Annotated in this window: 16 protein-coding genes; 6 read left to right on the top strand and 10 right to left on the bottom strand. The window is 59.7% G+C overall.

What is annotated here, in order from left to right; translation table 11 throughout:
* Positions 1-4: 4 nt before the first annotated feature.
* The gene (locus ACA044_RS08980; protein ID WP_497446044.1) at positions 5-931 is read left to right on the top strand and encodes a GGDEF domain-containing protein; all 927 of its coding nucleotides are present in this window, start codon (positions 5-7) and stop codon (positions 929-931) included.
* 137 nt (positions 932-1,068) lie between these two features.
* Here ACA044_RS08980 and ACA044_RS08975 read toward each other — a convergent pair whose 3' ends face one another.
* The 7 genes from ACA044_RS08975 to ACA044_RS08945 form a co-directional block, all read right to left on the bottom strand.
* The gene (locus ACA044_RS08975; protein WP_497446043.1) at positions 1,069-1,830 is read right to left on the bottom strand and encodes an iron-containing redox enzyme family protein; all 762 of its coding nucleotides are present in this window, start codon (positions 1,828-1,830) and stop codon (positions 1,069-1,071) included.
* A gap of 77 nt (positions 1,831-1,907) precedes the next feature.
* Entirely contained in the window at positions 1,908-4,367 is a 2,460-nt protein-coding gene (locus ACA044_RS08970; protein WP_497446042.1) for an EAL domain-containing protein, read from the bottom strand.
* Positions 4,368-4,569: 202 nt separating this feature from the next.
* Positions 4,570-6,396 carry an ABC transporter ATP-binding protein gene (locus tag ACA044_RS08965; protein WP_497446041.1) on the bottom strand — a complete coding sequence of 609 codons (1,827 nt, stop codon included), beginning with the start codon at positions 6,394-6,396 and terminating at the stop codon, positions 4,570-4,572.
* Complete coding sequence (locus ACA044_RS08960) at positions 6,389-6,991, bottom strand: DsbA family protein (RefSeq protein ID WP_497447190.1); 603 nt, start codon at positions 6,989-6,991, stop codon at positions 6,389-6,391. Before ACA044_RS08960 ends, ACA044_RS08965 begins: the two co-directional genes overlap by 8 nt.
* Before the next feature lie 36 nt (positions 6,992-7,027).
* The gene (gene trhO / locus ACA044_RS08955) at positions 7,028-7,969 is read right to left on the bottom strand and encodes an oxygen-dependent tRNA uridine(34) hydroxylase TrhO (protein WP_497446040.1); all 942 of its coding nucleotides are present in this window, start codon (positions 7,967-7,969) and stop codon (positions 7,028-7,030) included.
* Between the two features lie 319 nt (positions 7,970-8,288).
* On the bottom strand, positions 8,289-8,585 hold the full coding sequence (locus tag ACA044_RS08950) for a BolA family protein (RefSeq protein WP_497446039.1): 297 nt from the start codon (positions 8,583-8,585) through the stop codon (positions 8,289-8,291).
* Positions 8,586-8,597: 12 nt separating this feature from the next.
* Complete coding sequence (locus ACA044_RS08945) at positions 8,598-9,122, bottom strand: DUF2059 domain-containing protein (RefSeq protein ID WP_497446038.1); 525 nt, start codon at positions 9,120-9,122, stop codon at positions 8,598-8,600.
* 193 nt (positions 9,123-9,315) lie between these two features.
* Between ACA044_RS08945 and ACA044_RS08940 the strand changes: the two genes are divergently transcribed.
* Positions 9,316-10,710 carry a class II fumarate hydratase gene (locus tag ACA044_RS08940; protein WP_497447189.1) on the top strand — a complete coding sequence of 465 codons (1,395 nt, stop codon included), beginning with the start codon at positions 9,316-9,318 and terminating at the stop codon, positions 10,708-10,710.
* Between the two features lie 130 nt (positions 10,711-10,840).
* Here the strand turns inward: ACA044_RS08940 and ACA044_RS08935 are convergent, their stop codons facing one another.
* Entirely contained in the window at positions 10,841-11,800 is a 960-nt protein-coding gene (locus ACA044_RS08935) for a DMT family transporter (RefSeq protein WP_497446037.1), read from the bottom strand.
* Between the two features lie 201 nt (positions 11,801-12,001).
* Between ACA044_RS08935 and ACA044_RS08930 the strand changes: the two genes are divergently transcribed.
* Positions 12,002-12,196: a DUF6316 family protein gene (locus ACA044_RS08930; RefSeq protein WP_497446036.1), complete on the top strand. Its 195-nt coding sequence runs from the start codon at positions 12,002-12,004 to the stop codon at positions 12,194-12,196.
* Positions 12,197-12,317: 121 nt separating this feature from the next.
* Here the strand turns inward: ACA044_RS08930 and ACA044_RS08925 are convergent, their stop codons facing one another.
* Entirely contained in the window at positions 12,318-13,502 is a 1,185-nt protein-coding gene (locus ACA044_RS08925) for a thiolase family protein (RefSeq protein ID WP_497447188.1), read from the bottom strand.
* 104 nt (positions 13,503-13,606) lie between these two features.
* On the bottom strand, positions 13,607-15,130 hold the full coding sequence (gene pap, locus ACA044_RS08920; protein WP_497446035.1) for a polyphosphate:AMP phosphotransferase: 1,524 nt from the start codon (positions 15,128-15,130) through the stop codon (positions 13,607-13,609).
* A 327-nt stretch (positions 15,131-15,457) separates the two neighbouring features.
* Here pap and mnmC point away from each other — a divergent pair, with 327 nt between their 5' ends.
* The 3 genes from mnmC to ngg all read left to right on the top strand — a co-directional run bounded on the left by mnmC (position 15,458) and on the right by ngg (position 21,087).
* Positions 15,458-17,440 carry a bifunctional tRNA (5-methylaminomethyl-2-thiouridine)(34)-methyltransferase MnmC2/FAD-dependent 5-carboxymethylaminomethyl-2-thiouridine(34) oxidoreductase MnmC1 gene (gene mnmC / locus ACA044_RS08915; protein WP_497446034.1) on the top strand — a complete coding sequence of 661 codons (1,983 nt, stop codon included), beginning with the start codon at positions 15,458-15,460 and terminating at the stop codon, positions 17,438-17,440.
* Positions 17,441-17,562: 122 nt separating this feature from the next.
* Complete coding sequence (locus tag ACA044_RS08910; protein ID WP_497446033.1) at positions 17,563-19,335, top strand: N-acetylglutaminylglutamine amidotransferase; 1,773 nt, start codon at positions 17,563-17,565, stop codon at positions 19,333-19,335.
* A gap of 3 nt (positions 19,336-19,338) precedes the next feature.
* Positions 19,339-21,087 (top strand): N-acetylglutaminylglutamine synthetase, encoded by a 1,749-nt coding sequence (gene ngg / locus ACA044_RS08905; RefSeq protein WP_497446032.1) that lies wholly within the window; start codon positions 19,339-19,341, stop codon positions 21,085-21,087.
* Positions 21,088-21,187 lie beyond the last annotated feature (100 nt).

Below are 21,187 nucleotides of genomic sequence, written 5' to 3'. Positions count from 1 at the left end.
CCATATGAAATCACCTTCCCAGACCAACGCAATTGACTTCGACAGTGCCAAATTGCAACGCCTGGGCTTTGGTCAGCAGCCTCCCCTCCTGGAGCGGCCCCTCAGTCTTGCGCAATTACGCCAGGAACTGGGCCTGCAACTGCAAACCAGTCTTGAGCCGCAACGCATTCTCGGACTTTTCTTCCGCGAAATTCAGCGCCTTGTGCCGCTGGATGCCTTGAGTTATGAGCATCAGCCGAGCGACCTGCGCCTGCAATTCGGCCTGCGGGGTCATCACTCGATCAGCTACAGCCTCAGTCATGAAGGCGAGCAATTGGGTGAGCTGGTGTTCCGTCGCAATCAGCGTTTCAGCGATGAAGAGCAAGGCCATCTGGAGTCACTGCTGTCAGCGCTTCTCTTTCCGATGCGCAATGCCTTGCTCTACCGTGCAGCCACCCAAAGCGCCCTGCGCGACCCGCTGACCGACACGGGCAACCGCATCGCTATGGATCAGACCCTGCAACGGGAAATCGAGATGTCGCGGCGACACTCGCAACCCCTGTCGCTGCTGATGCTGGACATCGATCACTTCAAACACATCAACGACACCTACGGACACAGTGCCGGCGATGAGGTGCTCAAGGCTGTCGCAGCCTCGATCAAAAACCAGTTGCGTAACGTGGACATGGTGTTCCGGTTTGGTGGCGAAGAGTTTTTGATCCTGCTGTCCAACACCAGCCGGGAAGCCGCGGCCATGGTCGGGGAACGACTGCGGTTTGCGGCGCAAGCTCAGGACTATGAGGCCGAAGGCAAGGTGATCGAGCTGACGGTCAGCCTGGGTTGCTCGACCCTGCTGCCCGGCGAGTCTGCCGAGAGCCTGTTACGACGGGCCGACAGTGCCTTGTATGTGGCCAAGCGCGAGGGGCGTAACCGCCTTGCGATGGCGGGTTAAATTATCAGCCCCCCATAACCAATGTGGGAGCGGGCTTGCTCGCGAAGACTGACCAACATTCAACATCTCTGTCGACTGTTAAGCCGCTTTCGCGAGCAAGCCCGCTCCCACATTTGGTTTGTGTTGCTTTCAGAGGATCAGCTTTCGGCCAACGCCATCCGCTCACGAGCTACCGGGGTTTTCCCTGCCAGTTCCAACTGCATGCAACGTTCCAGGAACAGGTACATGTAGTCATAGCTCTTGCAGACAGCCTGGCGCAATTCCACTTGCAGGGATTTGCTCGGGTTCATCCCCGCCAGGGTGCAGATGATTTCCAGCGCTTCCCAAGGATGGGCATCGTCGTACTGGGCATGCATCTTCAACCACTTCATGGCCCGCTTGCGATCTTCCTCGGGGAACGATGCCGCGTAGACGCCATTGGAGCAAACCACAGCCGACCACTCCCCGGTCGCCCCTTCGATGGCGTAGTTGGTCGCGGCGATGGCCACGATCAGCGAATCCGACGAACTGGTGTGCCAGCACCAGTGGCTCAAGGCGTGAAGCTCCGGGGCCACATGTTGCGCTTGCAGATCTTCCAGGCTGATACCGTGAGCACGGCTCCAGTGCACCCAGTAATCGGCATGGTTCAATTCGACACGAATGTTGCGCATCAGCCAGCGACGCGCCATGTCTTCGCCAGAGTGACGCGCAAATCGGGTCTTTGTCAGGTTCTGTGCCATGTATAACGCGAACTGTTCGACCACCGGCCAGCCACCAATAAGGTACTGACGCATGGTTTTTGCGCTGAGTTTGTTATCGCGCATGCGTTGATACAGTTCGTGTTCGACAACCCGGCGCTTGCTCTCACAGCAATCCTGAATCAATTGCTGGGCCCAGGCGGGGTAACTTGCAGCTTCCATGAGTGGTCCGGTTCTGTTGAATGTGTCGATCACTGTCGCGCTCCTTTTGATTGTGATTTTAAGATCAACAAGAGGTTTCAACGGAACGTGCCGGGCGCCTTGAATAACAAAGGTTGGGGCCTGGCAGGACGACTTTGCAAACTATCGCAGGTAAACAGATGCGGGCGTTCAATCACATACCCTTGAGCGTAATCCACCCCGATCTCCAGCAATGCCTGCTCGATCTGAGGTGTTTCAACGAACTCGGCAATCGTACGCTTACCCATGACATGACCGATGTGGTTGATCACTTCGACCATGGCGCGGTTAATCGGGTCGTCCAGCATATCCTTTACGAAACTCCCGTCGATCTTCAGGAAGTCTACAGGTAAATGTTTCAGATAAGCGAATGAGGACATCCCGGCGCAGAAGTCATCTAATGAAAAGTGACAACCTAAACCTTTGAGTTCATTGATAAATCTAATTGCACTTCCTAAATTGGAAATCGCGCTGGTTTCTGTGATTTCAAAACAAATCATTTCAGGGGGAATTGAATATGCAACAAACTGTTCACGAAGAAAGTCCAGAAACGCCTCATCTCCGATAGTAATACCTGACAGATTTATCGCACACATGGCCAACGGCCCTTCGCGTTCTTCAGCGATGCATTGGGCAATGACCTTGAAAACGTTCTCCACTACCCAGCGGTCAAGCGAAGTCATCAAACCATAACGTTCGGCAGCCGGAATGAAACTGTCCGGCAGAATCATGCGCCCGGCTTCGTCATGCAGGCGCAGCAGGATTTCTATATGGCCGCCGCCCCGCTCGACATGGCCAAGGGGCGCGATTTCCTGGGCGTACAGGCAAAAGCGGTCTTCTTCCAATGCCATGTGCAGGCGCTGTACCCAGGCCATCTCGCCAAAACGCAGAGACAGCTCCGAGTCGTCGGCGTGATAGACCTGTACCCGGTTGCGGCCCTTTTCCTTGGCCATATAACAGGCCATATCAGCGGCACGCAGAGACGCTTCGAGGGTGGCCGGGCCCTGAGCGACATACACCAGACCAATGCTCACAGTGGTCACAAACGGCCGGCCTTTCCAGACAAAGTGCAGGTTTTGCACGGTCTGGCGCAGGCCTTCGGCGATTTTCTCAGCCGCTTCCGGCGCACAGTTTTCCAGCAGAATACCGAACTCATCACCACCCAGCCGTGCCAGGGTGTCGCCTTCGCGCAAACCTGATTGCAGCAACGCGCAGATATGGCGCAACAGCTCGTCGCCCGCCGCATGACCGCAGGTATCGTTGACCAGTTTGAATTGATCCAGATCGAGGAACATCAAGGCGTGACGCCCCACCTGTCGCGTCAGGTTATGCAGCGCTTGCTCCAGGCGATATTCGAACTCGCGACGGTTGGCCAGCCCGGTCAAGGCATCATGGCTCGCCTGCCAGGACAGATTGGCGATGTACTGCCGTTCCTGAGTCATGTCATGCAGCACTAGCACGGTGCCACTGACCTTGCCTGTATTGCGGATCGGCGCGCCGACCAGGGTCACCGAGACCGTGCTGCCATCCAGACGCTGGATCAGTTTGGAATGCTCACTGCCCCCGCTAAGCTGGCCGCTCAAAATATGCTCGATCAAGGTAAAACCGTCGGCCTGAGCGTCCTCGTCCAGCAGGTTGAACAGTGCCGCCAATGGCAACCCCGATGCCTGTTCGGCTTTCCAGTGAGTCAAGGCCTCGGCGGCCGGGTTCATGTAGGCGATCGCGCCTTCGACGTCCGTGGTAATCACCCCATCGCCAATCGATTGCAGGGTGATCTGCGCCCGGTCTTTCTCCAACTGCAGTGCGTCGGCGAAGGCATGGCGTTGCTTGAGCAACTTGTGGGTACGCAGCAAGGCCAGCACGATCAGGCCCAGCGCGGTGGCGAGGTTCGTCACCAGCAGCAGCCGCAGAATCATGCGCGAGCCCTCGCCCAAGGCATCGCTGAACGCTTTGGCGGCCGGCGTCACCCCATCATTGATGGCGATAATCTGCTCTTTCCAGTGTTTGATATCCGCATCGGTGGCCTGGCTATCGGTAATGCGCTGATGCATCTCGCGCGCAACGTCATCGAGCCGCACCAGGTACGCGTCACCGACCGTCCAGCGATCGATGGCTTTCTCAAGGTAGCTGAAATGTCGGAAATTGAGGTATAGCCAAATGACGCTGGGGACATCGTCCGGATGGTTCCCGCCTTTGAGGATCGCCAACCGTGCCGCCTCGATGTTCGGCGGCTGGTGATCCAGCGCCAGGCGTAACTCATGGCCACCCTGAGGTACCGCAATCGCGTTCTGGTATTTGAGAAAAATCGTCTCGTCGCGACTGTCGGCGTAAAGATTGAGGTAATAGATAGCGTCTTTCTGACCCTTGGACCACAGGCTTTCCCCGCCAACATAGCTGCGAACCGCCGAAAGAACGTAAAGGCTGACGCCTCCCAACAGTGCCTGAAATAACACGACGGCGATAAAAGGCCAGACAATGCCCAACAGCCGTGGCGTTCCGAGAGTCCGCTTTTGCTTCATGAGGTCCCTTGCATAAGCACAGCCAGATGAACACCCGAATAAGTCCCGCACCCGACAGCACAGACTAGGCTAATTTTCGACACTTCGAATGATCGGGCACGTCGCTAAAATCCGATTGCCTGGTCAGGCAGGGCGCGAAAACGCCAATACTGGATTTTCCCTGAGACCATTCAAACACTAAGTACGGAAAATCGTACGAAGTTCAAGGTCGTTGAATTTGCTGCAAATGCCCATAAAGCTTGGCGTACAAACCACCGTCAGCAATCAATTGCTGATGGTCGCCATCCTCGGCAACCTGCCCACCGTCGAATACCAGAACACGGTCGGCCTGTTTCACCGCCGACAAACGGTGCGCAATGATCAACGTGGTGCGGTTGCTCAAGAACCGCGTCAGCGCCTGGTGCAGGTTGTACTCGGTGGCCGCGTCCAGGGCGGACGTGGCCTCGTCGAGGATCACCACCTTGGGTTCGGCCAGTACCATTCGCGCAATCGCCAGGCGCTGACGCTGCCCGCCGGATAAACGCACGCCGGATCGCCCGACAATACTGTCCAGGCCATTGGGCAACTCACGTACCGTATGGTGCAGCTGAGCGATCTCCAGTGCCTGCCAGCAGGCTTCGTCGCTGCGTTCGCGGCCCATGGTCAGGTTGGCGCGCACGGTGTCATTGAACAGTGCCGGATGTTGCAAGACCACGGCGACATTTTCACGCACGGTTTCCAGGCCGATCTCTTGCTGAGTCGAACCACCGAAACGGATGGTGCCGGCCAGCGGCGTGTACAAGCCCAGCAGCAGTTGCACCAGAGTGCTTTTACCACCCCCGCTGGCGCCGACAATCGCGACTTTTTCACCGGGGGCAATCGACAGATTCATTTGATTCAACACCAGCTCGTCGCCGTAGCCGAAACTCAACCCCTGAACTTCGATGCCCACCGTGTCGCGTCCCTGAAACGGGTCGACACTGCCGGTGTATTGCGGCTCGTCGGCACGGGCCAGCAACTCGTTGATCCGCGACAACGCACCGCCGGCGGCGTAAAAGGCGTACTGCAGGTTGAGCAGTTGTTCCACCGGACCGATCATGAACCACAGGTAACTGAACACGGCCAGCATCTGGCCGATGGACAGGTCGGAAAACAGCACGGTGAGCATGGCCGCGGCGCGAAAAATATCGATGCCGAACTGGAACAGCAAGCCGCTGGCACGGTTCGATGCATCGGTTTTCCATTGCGAGTTCACCGCGTAATCGCGTACTTCACGCGCTCGTTGGCCTAGCCGTCCGAGGAAAAAACCCTGACGGTTACCGGCGCGCACTTCCTGGATGGCCTCCAGGGTTTCGGTCAAGGCCTGGGTGAAGCGCGAGGTACTGTCGTTCTCGAGTTTCTTCAGATGCTTGACCCGCTTGCCCAACTGCACCGTGGCGTAGATCACCAGCGGGTTGAAGAGCAGAATCAACAGCGCGAGTTTCCAGTGCATCCACATCAGGATGGACGCGGTGCCCACCAGCGTCAGCATGGCCACGAGGAAACGACTGAGGGTTTCGCCGACGAATTTGTCCAGCGTGTCCAGGTCGGTGACCAGGTGCGTGGTCACCGTGCCGCTGCCAAGGCTTTCGTATTCCCCCAGCGAGATGCGCTTGAGCCGTTCGATCAGCCGCACCCGAATCCGATACACGATGTCCTTGGCCTGCGCCGCAAACAATTTCGCCTGCACCACGTTGAACAGCAAAGCGGCGCAACGCAGAGCCAGGGTCACCAGCAACATCAGCCCAATGTAGCCCGCGGCTTTCTGCCAGCCTTCGGGCAACGCGTGGTTCATGATTTTCAGCGCGGCGTCGCCGTGGCCCAGCAGCACTTCGTCCACCAGCAACGGCAACAGCAAGGGGATCGGAACGCTGCACAGCGTTGCCAATACCGCGACGCCGTTGGCGATCCACAGGGATTTTTTATGGTGAAGGGCCAGGCGACGGATTTCCGCCCAGCTCAGACGGTCGACACGTGCAGGGTTTGTAGCATCGTCGGGCAGGTCATGCACAGGCAGCGCGCTCCAGCCAGCGGCCGAGCAACGGTGACAACTCACTCAAGGGCTGATAACCATTGGTCAGCAGGGCCAATTGACCATCACGCTCTGCCAGCAAAGTCGGGAATCCGGCAATGCCCAGGTCCTGGACCCAGGTGAAATCGGCGGCGGTCGCGGCGTGCTGATCGGCACGGTCGAACGCGGCGGCGAACTCGATGCGCGGCAAACCGGCCTGCTCCGCCAGCTCCACCAACACGCTGGCGAGGGTAACGTCGCGACCTTCGGCATAGAACGCATGCTGGATGAGCCCCAGCAGTGTCCAGGCGCAATCCGGCGCCAGGCTGCGCGCCGTTACCAGCGCCCGACACGCAGGCTCGGTGTCGTAGACAAAACCGTCGGACAACGCGCCTTCAAACTTGAATGGTTGGCCAGTGGCCTCGCTGACCGCCTGCCAGTGCTCAAGGATGTAGCGCCGGGTGGTCGGCTCCAGCGCCGCACCACTGCCGGTGCGCAAACCACCCACTATCAGATGCAATTCCACACCCGCTGCCTGCGCCTGCTCAACTAACGCGTTGGCCACCGGAGCGAAGCCCCAGCACCAGGAACACATCGGATCCATCACATAGAGCAGGCGCGCAGACATGGTTCAGACCTCGGAAGCGGATTGCTTGTAGTTGTAACCGATCGGGTGCGGCATGTTGCGCGCCTTGGCCAGTTCGATCTGCTTTTGTCGATCGATGGCACTGCGACGGGTTTTCTCGCTCAGCTTATCCCAGCAATGCGGGCAACTGATGCCGGCCACATAGTGCTCGGATGCGCGGTCTTCCACGCTGACAGGCGTACGACAGGCATGACATTGATCGTAGTCGCCTTCGCTGAGATCGTGACGAACGGTCACGCGGTTATCGAACACGAAGCAGTCGCCCTGCCATTTGGTTTCTTCCTGCGGCACCTCTTCGAGGTACTTCAGAATGCCGCCCTTGAGGTGATAGACCTCATCGAAACCCTGGCTGAGCATGTAGCTCGAGGCCTTCTCGCAGCGAATGCCACCGGTGCAAAACATCGCGACTTTCTTGTGCACGGCCGGGTCGAAGTTGGCTTTGATGTAATCGGGGAATTCGCGAAAGCTGGTGGTCTTCGGATCGATGGCGCCTTCGAAGGTGCCGATCGAGACTTCATAGTCGTTGCGGGTGTCGATCAACAAAACTTCCGGATCGCTGATCAGCGCGTTCCAGTTCTGTGGATCCACATAGGTGCCGACCTTTTTGTTGGGGTCCACACCCTCAACGCCCAAGGTGACGATTTCTTTTTTGAGTTTGACTTTCGTGCGATAGAACGGCTGTTCGTCGCAGTACGATTCCTTATGGTCGATGTCGTCCATGCGTGGATCGTTCTTGAGCCAGGCCATCAGCCCATCGATGCCTTCGCGGCTGCCGGACACGGTGCCGTTGATGCCTTCTTCGGCGATCAGCAGGGTGCCTTTGATGCCGTTGTCGACCATTGCTTGCAGCAGCGGCTCGCGCAGGGTGACGTAATCTTCCAGGGTGACGAACTTATAAAGTGCCGCCACGACAATCTGTTGTGTCATGGGTAATTCTCCAGGTGGCTACCCTCGTAAGGGGTGAACCGGATGCAAAAAAAAACGCGCCGGGTGAGCGGCGCGTTGCGGATTCTAGCAAAAACGGTGTGATTTTAGGACTGCGAGATGCCTTTGTGGCGAGGGGGCTTGCTTGTTGCGAGGGGGCTTGCCCCCGTTGGGCTGCGAAGCAGTCGTAAAACCGGCACGCTCGGTTTGTCTGATACACCGAGGTGGCGTCTGTTTTTTAGGGGCCGCTTCGCGCCCCAACGGGGGCAAGCCCCCTCGCCACAAGCAAGCCCCCTCGCCACAACAGCCCCAGACCATCAGATCAATGACTGCCGCCAGCACAGGTCGGCGAAGCCGGAGCCGCGTCGATCTGTGCCCATTCTTCCGGCGTGTAGGTATGCAGCGCCAACGCATGGAACTCGCCCATCAGTTCACCCAAAGTGCCGTACACCTTCTGGTGACGCTTGACGCGATTGAGGCCTTCGAACTGCTGGCTGACCACCACCGCCTTGAAGTGGGTCTGTAACCCACGGCTGTGCATGTGGCTTTCATCCAGCACTTGCAGATGCTCGGGCTGTAGCAGCCCCAGCGTCGATTCGATGCGTTGTTGCATGGTCATCCCGAACTCCGCTTAAGGCTTTTTCTTGGCAGGAGCGGCGGCGCCTTTAGGCTCCAGCTCGGCCGTCATGTCCGCCAGCAATTTGTTGACCACAGGCACCGCGCTTTCCAGCTTGGCTTGAGTCATCTGGGCCGATTGCTGAGTCAGCTGCGGCATTTTTTCCAGGACTTTCTTGCCCAGTGGAGACTGGTAGAACGCAACCAGATCCTTGAGCTCGGATTCGCTGAAATTGGTGGTGTAGAGCTTGACCATGTCCGGCTTCAGCTTGTTCCAGCCAATGGCTTGGTCCAGCGCTGCGTTGGCCTTGGCCTGATACGTTTCCAGAACGGCTTTTTTCGATTCCGGGGCTTTGGTCTGAGCAAAGCGCTGAGCGAACATTTGCTGCACTTGCATGTACACCGGAGTGCCCAATTTGTCAGCGTGCGCCAGGGTCAGGAAAGCTTCGGCACTGGCGTTGTGGCTGGCGGTATCGGCAAAAACCTGGCCGCTGGCGCAAACCAGTACAACCGCGGTACAGATGGCACGAAGACGAGTCATCGAGTTTCCTTTTCTAGCAGGCGAGGTATAACCCCAAGGGCGACCATTCTGCGCCTAAAAAAGTGTGTCACTCAACCCCCAAGCCTTGTCGCGCCTGATTTAGAGGGGCTGAACGGTCGAATTATCGACTGATGGAACCATGGCCGGCGATCACGGCCTAAACTGCGCTATCAGACCTACAGGGGTGTGCATGATGAGCCGTATCGAAACCGACAGCCTGGGCCAGGTGGAAGTCCCGGATGACGCTTACTGGGGCGCTCAGACACAACGCTCGCTGATCAACTTCGCCATCGGCAACGAACGCATGCCGCTGGCGGTGCTGCACGCCCTGGCCCTGATCAAGAAAGCCGCGGCGCGCGTCAATGATCGCAATGGCGACCTGCCCGCCGACATCGCCCGCCTGATCGAACAGGCCGCCGACGAAGTCCTCGACGGCGACCACGACGAGCAGTTCCCGTTGGTGGTCTGGCAGACCGGCAGCGGCACCCAGAGCAACATGAACGTCAACGAAGTGATCGCCGGTCGCGCCAACGAACTGGCTGGCAACCCGCGTGGCGGCAAGACCCCGGTGCATCCCAACGATCACGTCAATCGCTCCCAGAGCTCCAACGACTGCTTCCCCACGGCCATGCACATTGCGACGGCTCAGGCGGTGCAGCAGCATTTGCTCCCGGCGATCGGTGAGTTGTCTGGCGGGTTGGCGGAGCTGTCCGCGCGGCACATGAAACTGGTCAAGACCGGTCGTACCCACATGATGGATGCCACGCCGATTACCTTCGGTCAGGAACTCTCGGCGTTCATCGCACAACTCGATTACGCCGAGCGGGCGATCCGTAGCGCGTTGCCGGCTGTCTGTGAACTGGCTCAGGGTGGCACCGCGGTGGGTACCGGGTTGAACTCACCCCATGGTTTTGGCGAAGCAATCGCCGCCGAATTGGCCGCCCTCTCCGGCCTGCCGTTCGTCACCGCCCACAACAAATTCGCCGCCCTGGCCGGTCATGAGCCGTTGGTCACCCTCTCCGGCGCACTGAAAACCCTCGCCGTGACGCTGATGAAAATCGCCAACGATCTACGCCTGCTGGGCTCCGGACCGCGAGCAGGGTTTGCCGAAGTGAAACTGCCGGCCAACGAGCCAGGCAGCTCGATCATGCCCGGCAAGGTCAACCCGACTCAGTGCGAAGCCCTATCGATGCTGGCCTGCCAGGTATTGGGCAATGACGTCGCCATCGGTTTTGCCGCCAGTCAGGGCCACCTGCAATTGAACGTGTTCAAACCGGTGATCATCCACAACCTGCTGCAATCGATCCGATTGCTGGGCGATGGCTGCAGCAACTTCCAGCAGCATTGCATCGCCGGGCTGGAACCGGATGCCGAGAAAATGGCTGAGCATCTGGAGCAAGGTTTGATGCTGGTGACGGCGCTGAACCCGCATATCGGCTACGACAAATCGGCAGAGATTGCCAAGAAGGCTTACAGCGAGGGACTGACACTGCGCGAGGCGGCGTTGCAGTTGGGGTATCTGACCAATGAAGAGTTCGATGCGTGGGTGAGGCCGGAGAATATGCTGGAGGCAGGTGCCAAAGGCTGAGATCTCTGGCGCCCGACAGTCAGTCATCGCGGGCAAGCCCGCTCCCACAGGTTTTGGATCGCTCACGAGTATTGTGATCGACGCAAAACCTGTGGGAGCGCGGCTTGCCCGCGATGAACGATAACGCGGTCTAACTGGCCGCCATCCGCACCCGCCGGGCCCTGAGCCCCGCCATCAACGATGGCCCCAACGCCACCAGCGCCGACCCGAGCACCACCAGCACCGCCCCGCCATACCCCAGACCATTGATCTGCTCGGCATGCACGTACTGCGGCCATAACCACGCAGCCACGGCCACGGCGGCAAAGGTCACCAGCGGCGTGATTGCCAGCGTCGCGCTGACCCGCGAGGCTTCCCAATGGGCCAGGGCTTCGGCGAAGGCGCCATAAGCGATCAACGTGTTCAAACAGCACGCCAGCAGCAGCCAGCCTTGCAACGGACTCAGTTGCAGCGCTTCCAGCGGATGCACCCATGGCGTCAGCAACACCGCACAGAACAGGTAAATCACCATCATCACCTGCAACGAATTCCACACTGTGAGCAACTGCTTCTGGCCCAAGGCATAGAAGGTCCAGACCGTGGACGCCAATAGCACCATCAGCACCCCGGCGGTGTAATCGGTCAGGGAGGTGAGCAACTCACTCAGGCGCTGATTGAAGAACAGCGCAAAGCCGATCAACAGCACCAACAGGCCAATCCCCTGCCCCACGCTGAACCGTTCCTTGAATACGAACAGACTGGCGATCAGCAACATGATCGGCCCCATTTGCACCACCAGTTGCGCGGTGCCGGGGCTGAGCAGATTCAGGCCCATCAGGTACAACACGTAGTTTCCCACCAGACCCAGTACCGCCATCAACACCAGCCAGCCACCGCGCGGGCCGAGGACTTCGCGACTCGGCAGGCGTTTGGTTGCCGCCAGATAAATGAACAGGCAACCGCCAGACACCAGCAAGCGAAACCAGGTCACCGTCACCGGGTCCATCACCAGCAGCACTTGTTTGAGCTTGATCGGCAGGATTCCCCACAGCAACGCGGTCAGCAAGGCCAGGAACAGACCGTAAACCCAGCGACCCGATGAAATATGCATGCTGACCCCGAAGCCGATTGGCGAAAACGGTCATTCTAGGCTCAGACCGGAGCGCGACACAGGGACAGTTGCCGATGGGCCGCGAATGAAACTGTGCAGGTCGCACTCTAAAGTTGACGATATGCCGTCGATCAGCTGGCCAGGCGCTGCCAGTGGTTCATGCATAAGCTCATTGAAACCGTCATCCGCAGGAGATCGCCCATGTACTGCATGCGCGCCCAGGACAGCGCCCCCGCCACCCACTTTCGTTGTGACCGGTTGTGTCGTGTGAATGGAGAGTTGTATTTCACCACCCGGGAACACACGCTGGAGGGTCCGTTTGAAAACCGGGAGGCAGCGGTGCGTGAGATTCAGGCGTATATCGAGCGGATGCAGTTCTTGTGTATGCACCGGTAAACTGTGGCGCCCTCATCGCGAGCAGGCTCGCTCCCACAGGGATCTTGTGTGTGACATAGATCCAATGTGGGAGCGAGCCTGCTCGCGATAGCGGTCAATCAGGTAGCAAGAACTTGCAGATTTAACGCACCGCCTCAAACAACCCCGTAGCCCCCATCCCGCCGCCCACGCACATGGTGACAATGCCATAACGCAGGTTACGCCGCTGCAACTCACGCACGATGTGCCCGACCTGACGCGAACCGGTCATGCCGAACGGATGACCTATGGAAATCGAACCACCATTGACGTTGTACTTGTCGTTGTCGATTTCCAACCGATTGCGGCTGTACAGGCATTGCGAGGCGAAGGCTTCGTTGAGCTCCCACAGATCAATGTCGGCAACCTGCAAACCCTTGGCCTTGAGCAACTTCGGCACCGAGAACACCGGGCCGATGCCCATCTCGTCCGGCTGGCAACCAGCCACGGCAAAACCGCGAAAGAAGGCTTTGGGCTTGAGCCCCAGTGCCAGGGCTTTTTCCAGACTCATCACCAGGGTCATGGACGCGCCATCGGACAGTTGTGACGAGTTGCCGGCGGTCACCGAGCCGTCCTCGGCAAACACCGGTTTCAACCCGGCCAGACTTTGCAAGGTGGTGTCAGGGCGGTTGCAGTCGTCGTGATCGACGATGCCGTCAAGGATCTGCACCTGGCCGGTGGCCTTGTCTTCAACGCGATACTTCACCGCCATCGGCACGATTTCATCGTTGAACAACCCGGCGGCCTGCGCCAGGGCGGTACGCTGCTGACTTTGCAGGGCATACACATCCTGTTCTTCGCGGCTGACGTTGTAACGACGAGCGACGATCTCGGCGGTCTGGCCCATGGGGAAATAGATGCCCGGCACCTGCTCTTTCAGTAGCGGATTGATCAGGTTGTCGGTGTTGACACTTTTCATGGTCAGGCTGATCGACTCGACGCCACCGGCGACGATGATGTCGCTGCAACCTGCAGCGATTTGGTTGGCGGCGATAGCGATGGCCTGCAAGCCCGACGAACAGAAGCGGTTAAGGGTCATGCCCCCCGTGCCGATGCCCAAGTGCGAGAGCACCGCCACGTTGCGACCGATGTTGTAACCCTGGGCGCCTTCGTTGGAGCCGGCGCCGACGATGCAATCCTCGACGCTGGCCGGGTCGACGTCATTGCGCGTGAGCAGCGCGTTGACACAGTGGGCCGCCATGTCGTCCGGACGGGTCATGTTGAACTTGCCGCGAAAGGATTTGGCCAGGCCGGTCCGTACGCTGTCGACGATCACCACTTCACGCATGGCATACACCTCATTGTTGTTGTCAGTCAGAGTTGGATCGAGCATAAGTCCAGCCCATGACTGACCGCGACAATCATTCACCCCGCGTATGCGTAGCCATCGGTTCAGCGCTTGCGTTTTTGCAGTTTCCTCTCGCGTTTGTCGGACTTTTCGAACGCCTCTTCCAGCGCGTGGTTGATGGTGCGCAAGACCTTGACCCGCGCCCAGCGCTTGTCGTTGGCTTCCACCAGGGTCCAGGGTGATATCTCGGTGCTGGTGCGATCGACCATATCGCCAACGGCGGCGCGGTAATCGTCCCACTTGTCGCGATTGCGCCAATCGTCTTCAGTGATCTTGAAGCGTTTGAAGGGGATCTGTTCGCGCTCCTGGAAGCGCTCCATCTGAGTCTGTTTGTCGATGGCCAGCCAGAACTTGACCACGATCACTCCGGCATCGGCGATCTGTTCTTCGAAGTCATTAATCTCGCCGTAGGCACGCAACCAGTCCGCCTTGCTGCAATAGCCTTCGATGCGCTCCACCAGCACCCGGCCATACCAGGAACGGTCGAACACGGTGAATTTGCCCCGCGCCGGAATATGCCGCCAGAACCGCCAGAGATACGGTTGCGCCCGTTCTTCCTCGGTGGGCGCGGCGATCGGCACGATGTTGTACTGGCGTGGGTCGAGCGCCGCAGCCACTCGACGGATCGCCCCGCCCTTGCCCGCCGCGTCGTTGCCTTCGAACACCGCGATCAACGCGTGGCGACGCATGCGCTTGTCACGCATCAGCCCGGAAAACCGCGCCTGCTCGGTTATCAGTTGTTCTTCGTAATCGTCCTTGTCCAGGTGCAGGGTCAGGTCCAGGCTGTCGAGCAGATTCACCTGATCGACGCTGGGGGACAAGGGTGCGGCGCTGACTTTGTCCGGGTGAATCCTGGGTCGCTTCAGCGCGCTCTGCAGGCCATCGAGCAGGATCTTGCCGACCGCCAGGCTCCGATAACGCGCATCCACGCCGGCGATCACATGCCATGGCGCATAGTCGCGGCTGGTGCGGCGCAGCACCCGTTCACCGTACTTCACGAATTTGTCGTAGGTCTCGGATTGCTGCCAGTCCAGCGGGCTGATGCGCCAGCTGTGCAGCGGGTCGTCGGCCAGCGTCTTGAGCCGTGCTTTCATTTGTTTTTTGGAGAGGTGAAACCAGAATTTGAAGATCAATGCGCCTTCGTCGCACAACATCTTCTCCAGCCGCTCGGCCGCGTTAATGCCTTGATCGAGGCGCGGATCCTTGAACAAACCATGGACCCGGCCTTGCAGCATCTGGCTGTACCAGTTGCCGAAGAAAATCCCCATGCGGCCCTTGGCCGGGAGCATCCGCCAGTAACGCCAGGCCGGCGGTCGCGCCAGCTCTTCGTCTGTCTGCTGGTCGAACGTGCGGACCTCGATCGAGCGCGGGTCCATCCATTCGTTGAGCAACTTGACCGTCTCGCCCTTGCCGGCCCCTTCGATGCCGTTGATCAAAATGATGACCGGAAAGCGGTGTTGCTGCCGAAGTTCGAACTGCGCTTCGAGCAAGGCCCCACGCAGGGCCGGCACTTCGGCGTCATAGGTTTCTTTGTCGATGGCATGACCGATTTCGGCAGATTCGAACATGGAGCGGCTCCTTCCAGAATTGAGCAAGACTAGCGGATTGGGCAGGTGGTCATCAGAGAAATTCCCTGAGGAGCTTTTGTGGCGAGGGGGCTTGCCCCCGTTCGGCTGCGAAGCAGTCGTAAAATCAGCAAACTCGATTTACCTGACAAACCGCGTCGCCTGGTTTTAGGGCCGCTTCGCAACCCAACGGGGGCAAGCCCCCTCGCCACAAAAGCCCTCCATCCGACGGCAAATTTTCGTTGCCCCATCGTTCTTGCGCCTTGCCATGGATCAAGCGCCGCTGCGGCAATCGGCTAGAATGGCCACCTTGCCGTTGCCGAGCCTGCCATGAAACCTGTATTGCCCCACGCCCAGCTCGACTGGGACGACCAAGGTCGCCCGCGCTCACGGGTGTTCGATGATGTGTATTTTTCCGACCAGTCGGGCCTTGAAGAAACCCGCTATGTGTTTCTGGAGCAAAACGATTTGCGCGACCGCTTCGCTGCATTGCCGGCAAGCGGGCGACTGGTGATTGGCGAAACCGGTTTCGGCACCGGGCTGAATTTTCTCTGTGCCTGGCAGTTGTTCGAACAGCACGCGGTGGCCGGTGCGCGACTGCATTTTGTCAGTGTCGAAAAATACCCGCTGAGCGCGCCAGATCTGCAACGGGCCTTGGCGTTATGGCCGGAACTCAAGCCGTTTGCCGATCAATTGCTGGCGCAATACGTAGCGATCCATCAAGGCTTTCAGCGCTTGGTGCTGGGCAACGGTCGCGTCACCCTGACCCTGCTGATCGGCGATGCGCTGGAGCAGTTGCCACAACTGGATGCGCAGATCGACGCCTGGTTTCTCGACGGTTTCGCCCCGGCGAAAAACCCCGACATGTGGACCACCGAATTGTTTGCCGAACTGGCTCGCCTCGCGGCACCCGGCTCGACCATCAGCACCTTCACCAGCACCGGCTGGGTGCGCCGCCTGTTGAACGCGGCGGGCTTCAAGATGAAACGCACGCCTGGCATCGGCCATAAATGGGAAATTCTGCGGGGCACGTTCCTCGGCTGGCCTGAAGACGTAGCACTGCCTGCCGCGACAAAACCATGGTTCGCTCGCCCACAACCGCTGACCGAAGAACGCCGCGCCTTGGTGATCGGCGCCGGGCTGGCCGGTTGCGCTAGTGCCGCCAGCCTCGCCGCGCGGGGTTGGCAAGTAAGCCTGCTGGACCGCCACGAAGCACTGGCGCAGGAAGCCTCGGGCAATCCTCAGGGCGTGCTGTACCTCAAGCTTTCGGCCCATGGCACGGCGTTGTCGCAATTGATCGTCAGCGGTTTTGGCTACACCCGCCGTCTGCTCGAACAGCTGCAGCGTGGCGTCGACTGGGACGATTGCGGGGTCTTGCAACTGGCCTTCAATGCCAAGGAAGCCGAGCGTCAGGCGCAATTGGCCTCGGCCTTTTCACCGAGCCTGGTGCACCTGGTCGATCAACCCCAGGCTCAGGCCCGAGCCGGCATCGACCTGGAGCACGGCGGTTTGTTCTACCCTGAAGGCGGCTGGGTTCATCCGCCCGCGTTGTGCCAGTGGCAGGCGTCCTCAACGAACATCCAGTGGCTGCCTCATCGCGAGGTGCTGGAACTGCGCAAGGTCGATGATCACTGGCAGGCCTGGGATGGCGATGCGCTGCTGGCCAGCGCACCCGTGGTGATTCTGGCCGGCGCCGCCGAGATCAAGCGTTTTCCCCAGAGCGCCGACCTGCCCCTCAAACGCATTCGCGGCCAGATCACCCGACTGGCGCAAACCCCTGAAAGCCAGAGCCTGGCGACCGTCGTCTGCGCCGAAGGCTATGTGGCACCCGCACGCCTGGGCGAACACACACTCGGCGCCAGCTTCGACTTCAAAAGCGAAGATCTGACCCCGACCGCTGCCGAACACCTCGGCAACCTGGCATTGCTCGAAGAAATCTCCACGGACCTGGTCGCCCGTCTGCATGTACAGGACCTGGATCCGCAACAGCTTGAAGGACGCGCTGCGTTCCGCTGCACCAGCCCGGACTATCTGCCGATCGTCGGCCCCTTGGCCGAACAGGCTGCCTTCGCCGATGCCTATGCCGCGCTGAGCAAAGATGCCCGGCAAGTGCCCGATATTCCCTGCCCGTGGCTCGATGGGTTTTACGTCAACAGCGGCCATGGTTCTCGCGGTTTGATCACCGCGCCATTGTCTGGCGAGCTGTTGGCGGCATGGCTTGAGAATGAGCCGCTACCCTTGCCCAAAGCGGTGGCCGAGGCCTGCCATCCCAACCGCTTTGCCTTGCGCCAGTTGATCCGAGGAAAAGTCTGACCCATCGACTTATAACTTATCGGTCTAAAACTCCAGGGATTCACCTGGGTCAGTTTCTGAGTACCCGCCGTTTTTGGCGGGTATCGATTGACCCTCCCCAACGGAAAAACCGGTAAGGACTTATGTGCGGATTAGCTGGAGAATTACGTTTCGACCATCAACCTGCGGACCTCGCAGCCATTGAACGGATCACCCATCATCTGGCCCCTCGCGGCCCTGATGCGTGGGGCTTCTACAGCCAGGGGCCGATTGCCCTGGGCCATCGGCGCCTGAAAATCATGGACCTGTCGGACGGCTCGGCCCAGCCGATGATCGACAACCAACTGGGCCTGTCCCTGGCCTTCAACGGCGCGATCTACAACTTCCCGGAACTGCGCACCGAGCTGGAAAGCCTTGGCTACGCCTTCTACTCCGGTGGTGACACCGAAGTGCTGCTCAAGGGCTATCACGCCTGGGGCGAAGCCCTGTTGCCCAAACTCAACGGCATGTTCGCCTTCGCCATTTGGGAGCGCGACGCCAAGCGACTGTTCATTGCCCGCGACCGTCTCGGCGTAAAACCCTTGTACCTGTCGCGCACCGGCCAACGCCTGCGCTTCGCCTCGGCCCTGCCGGCATTGCTCAAGGGCGGCGACATCAACCCGATTCTCGATCCGGTGGCGCTCAATCACTATCTGAACTTCCATGCGGTGGTCCCGGCGCCGCGCACCTTGCTGGCAGGCATCGAGAAACTGCCCCCGGCGAGCTGGATGCGCATCGAAGCAGACGGCACCACCGAGCAGAAAACCTGGTGGACCCTGCCCTACGGCCCACACGCCGACGAGCTGAACCTGACCCTCGAAGACTGGCGCGACCGCGTGCTCGACAGCACCCGTGACGCGGTGGCGATCCGTCAACGGGCGGCGGTGGATGTCGGTGTGCTGCTTTCCGGTGGCGTCGATTCGAGCTTGTTGGTAGGGCTGTTGCGCGAAGTCGGCGTTGAAAACCTGTCGACCTTTTCCATCGGTTTTCAGGATGCAGGCGGAGAGCGCGGCGACGAGTTCCACTATTCGGACCTGATCGCCAAGCACTACGGCACCCAACATCACCAACTGCGCATCGACGAAAAAGAAATCATCGAGCAACTGCCCGCGGCGTTCCGCGCCATGAGCGAGCCGATGGTCAGCCATGACTGCATCGCGTTCTATCTGCTGTCTCGCGAAGTGGCCAAGCACTGCAAAGTGGTGCAAAGCGGCCAGGGCGCGGACGAGTTGTTCGCCGGGTATCACTGGTATCCGCAGGTGGACGGCGCGAGCGATCCGTATGCGGCGTATCGCGATGCGTTTTTCGACCGCAGCTACGCCGACTACGCGGCCACGGTGCAGCCGAAATGGCTGACGGCCAACGACGCGGCCGGCGACTTCGTGAGGGAACATTTCGCCCAACCTGGTGCTGATGCAGCGGTGGACAAAGCGCTGCGTCTGGACAGCACCGTGATGTTGGTGGACGACCCGGTCAAACGAGTCGACAACATGACCATGGCCTGGGGCCTGGAAGCACGCACGCCGTTTCTCGACTATCGCCTGGTGGAGTTGTCGGCGCGGGTGCCGGGTAAATTCAAACTGCCGGATGGCGGCAAGCAAGTCTTGAAAGAAGCGGCGCGGCTGGTCATACCGAGTGAAGTGATCGACCGCAAAAAGGGTTACTTCCCGGTCCCCGGCCTCAAGCATTTGCAGGGTGACACGCTGAACTGGGTTCGCGAACTGTTGCTCGATCCGAGTCAGGATCGCGGCCTGTTCAACCCGGCCATGCTCGACCGCCTGCTGACCGATCCGCAAGGTCAACTGACCCCGTTGCGCGGCTCCAAGCTGTGGCAATTGGCAGCCCTGAACCTGTGGCTCAGTGAACAAGGAATCTGATCGATGAAACCCCACGCCACGGCTTACAGCCAACGCTTGTTGCGCGGTCAGGCGCCCTCCTACGAACGCTTGCAGGCACGCCTGGCCGAAGACGGCAGTGAATTGGGCGCCGCGCCGATTGCCGTGCATTGCGGCTGGGGCCGGTTGCTGATCGGCCATACGTTTCCCGATGCGGTAAGCCTCGCCCAAGAGTTGCTCAATGAGCAGCCCGGAGAGCGGGACATTGCCTTGTACGTTGCCGCGCCCCAGCAAGTGTTGGGGCTGGAACCGGCTCAGCTGTTTCTCGACCCGTCCGACACCTTGCGCCTGTGGTTCAGCGATTACCGTCAGGCCACCCGAGTGTTTCGCGGTTTTCGCATCCGTCGGGCGCAAAGCGAAGCGGACTGGCAGGCGACCAATCAGCTGTATCAGGCCCGCGGTATGTTGCCGATTGATGCGAGTTTGCTGACACCCCATCACCAGGGCGGCCCGGTCTACTGGCTGGCCGAAGATGAGGACAGCGGCGCGATCATCGGCAGCGTCATGGGCCTGAATCATCACAAGGCCTTCAACGACCCGGAAAACGGCAGCAGCCTGTGGTGTCTGGCGGTCGATCCGCAATGTTCCCGCCCGGGCGTCGGCGAAGTACTGGTGCGACACTTGATCGAACACTACATGAGCCGCGGGCTGAGTTACCTGGACCTGTCCGTACTGCACGATAACCGTCAGGCGAAAAGTCTTTACGCCAAGCTGGGTTTTCGCAACTTGTCGACCTTCGCCATCAAGCGCAAGAACGGCATCAACCAGCCGCTATTTCTCGGCCCCGGCCCGGAAGGCGAATTCAATCCGTATGCGCGAATCATCGTCGAGGAGGCTCATCGGCGCGGCATTGATGTGCAGGTGGACGACGCGCAAGCCGGTCTGTTCACCTTGATTCACGGCAGTCGTCGGGTACGTTGCCGCGAATCCCTGAGCGATCTGACGAGTGCCATCAGCATGACCTTGTGTCAGGACAAAAGCCTGACCCACAAGGTGCTGAAAAACGCCGGCCTTAAACTGCCAGCCCAACAACTGGCAGGGAGCGCGGACGACAATCTGGCGTTTCTCGACGAGCACCAACGGGTGGTGGTCAAACCGCTGGACGGTGAACAGGGCCAAGGGGTGGCGGTGGATTTACGCACCATCGAAGAAGTCCAGCAAGCCATTGAAAACGCCCGCACGTTCGACAGTCGAGTGCTGCTGGAAAGCTTTCATGAAGGCCTCGACCTGCGGATTCTGGTGATCGGTTTCGAAGTGGTCGCGGCCGCCATTCGCCGGCCGGCGGAGGTGGTGGGCGATGGTCAGCACTCCATCGGCGCGCTGATCGAGTCCCAGAGCCGTCGCCGTCAGGCGGCGACCAGCGGGGAAAGCAAAATCCCGCTGGACCATGAGACCCAGCGCACGCTGCAGGCTGCGGGTTACGACTACAGCAGCATTTTGCCGGCCGGCGAACATCTGTTCGTACGGCGCACGGCGAATCTTCATACCGGCGGCATTCTTGAAGACGTCACGGCGATTCTGCATCCAACCCTGGTGGATGCGGCGGTGCGCGCGGCGCGGGCGCTGGATATTCCGATGGTCGGGCTCGACCTGATGGTGCCGGCCGCCGACCAGCCGGAGTATGTGTTTATCGAAGCCAACGAACGCGCGGGGCTGGCCAACCATGAGCCGCAGCCGACGGCTGAGCGGTTTGTGGATTTGTTGTTTCCGCATAGTCAGCCGGCGGCCTCTTAGTGATGTAGTGCCTGGACGGGCGCCTTCGCGGGCAAGCCTCGCTCCTACAGGGCAGCGCGGTCAAATGTAGGAGCGAGGCTTGCCCGCGAAGACGGCCGAA

The organism is Pseudomonas sp. LBUM1673, assembly GCF_059695645.1.
This window is presented reverse-complemented; position numbering and strand designations above follow the sequence as displayed.

Coding starts and splice junctions, on each gene's coding strand:
- pap (WP_497446035.1), bottom strand. CDS start 15,130: ATGTTCGAATCTGCCGAAATCGGTCATGCCATCGACAAAGAAACCTAT.
- ACA044_RS08940 (WP_497447189.1), top strand. CDS start 9,316: ATGAGCCGTATCGAAACCGACAGCCTGGGCCAGGTGGAAGTCCCGGAT.
- trhO (WP_497446040.1), bottom strand. CDS start 7,969: ATGACACAACAGATTGTCGTGGCGGCACTTTATAAGTTCGTCACCCTG.
- ACA044_RS08935 (WP_497446037.1), bottom strand. CDS start 11,800: ATGCATATTTCATCGGGTCGCTGGGTTTACGGTCTGTTCCTGGCCTTG.
- ACA044_RS08950 (WP_497446039.1), bottom strand. CDS start 8,585: ATGACCATGCAACAACGCATCGAATCGACGCTGGGGCTGCTACAGCCC.
- ACA044_RS08970 (WP_497446042.1), bottom strand. CDS start 4,367: ATGAAGCAAAAGCGGACTCTCGGAACGCCACGGCTGTTGGGCATTGTC.
- mnmC (WP_497446034.1), top strand. CDS start 15,458: ATGAAACCTGTATTGCCCCACGCCCAGCTCGACTGGGACGACCAAGGT.
- ngg (WP_497446032.1), top strand. CDS start 19,339: ATGAAACCCCACGCCACGGCTTACAGCCAACGCTTGTTGCGCGGTCAG.
- ACA044_RS08910 (WP_497446033.1), top strand. CDS start 17,563: ATGTGCGGATTAGCTGGAGAATTACGTTTCGACCATCAACCTGCGGAC.
- ACA044_RS08930 (WP_497446036.1), top strand. CDS start 12,002: ATGTACTGCATGCGCGCCCAGGACAGCGCCCCCGCCACCCACTTTCGT.
- ACA044_RS08960 (WP_497447190.1), bottom strand. CDS start 6,991: ATGTGTTCCTGGTGCTGGGGCTTCGCTCCGGTGGCCAACGCGTTAGTT.
- ACA044_RS08980 (WP_497446044.1), top strand. CDS start 5: ATGAAATCACCTTCCCAGACCAACGCAATTGACTTCGACAGTGCCAAA.
- ACA044_RS08945 (WP_497446038.1), bottom strand. CDS start 9,122: ATGACTCGTCTTCGTGCCATCTGTACCGCGGTTGTACTGGTTTGCGCC.
- ACA044_RS08925 (WP_497447188.1), bottom strand. CDS start 13,502: ATGCGTGAAGTGGTGATCGTCGACAGCGTACGGACCGGCCTGGCCAAA.
- ACA044_RS08975 (WP_497446043.1), bottom strand. CDS start 1,830: ATGGAAGCTGCAAGTTACCCCGCCTGGGCCCAGCAATTGATTCAGGAT.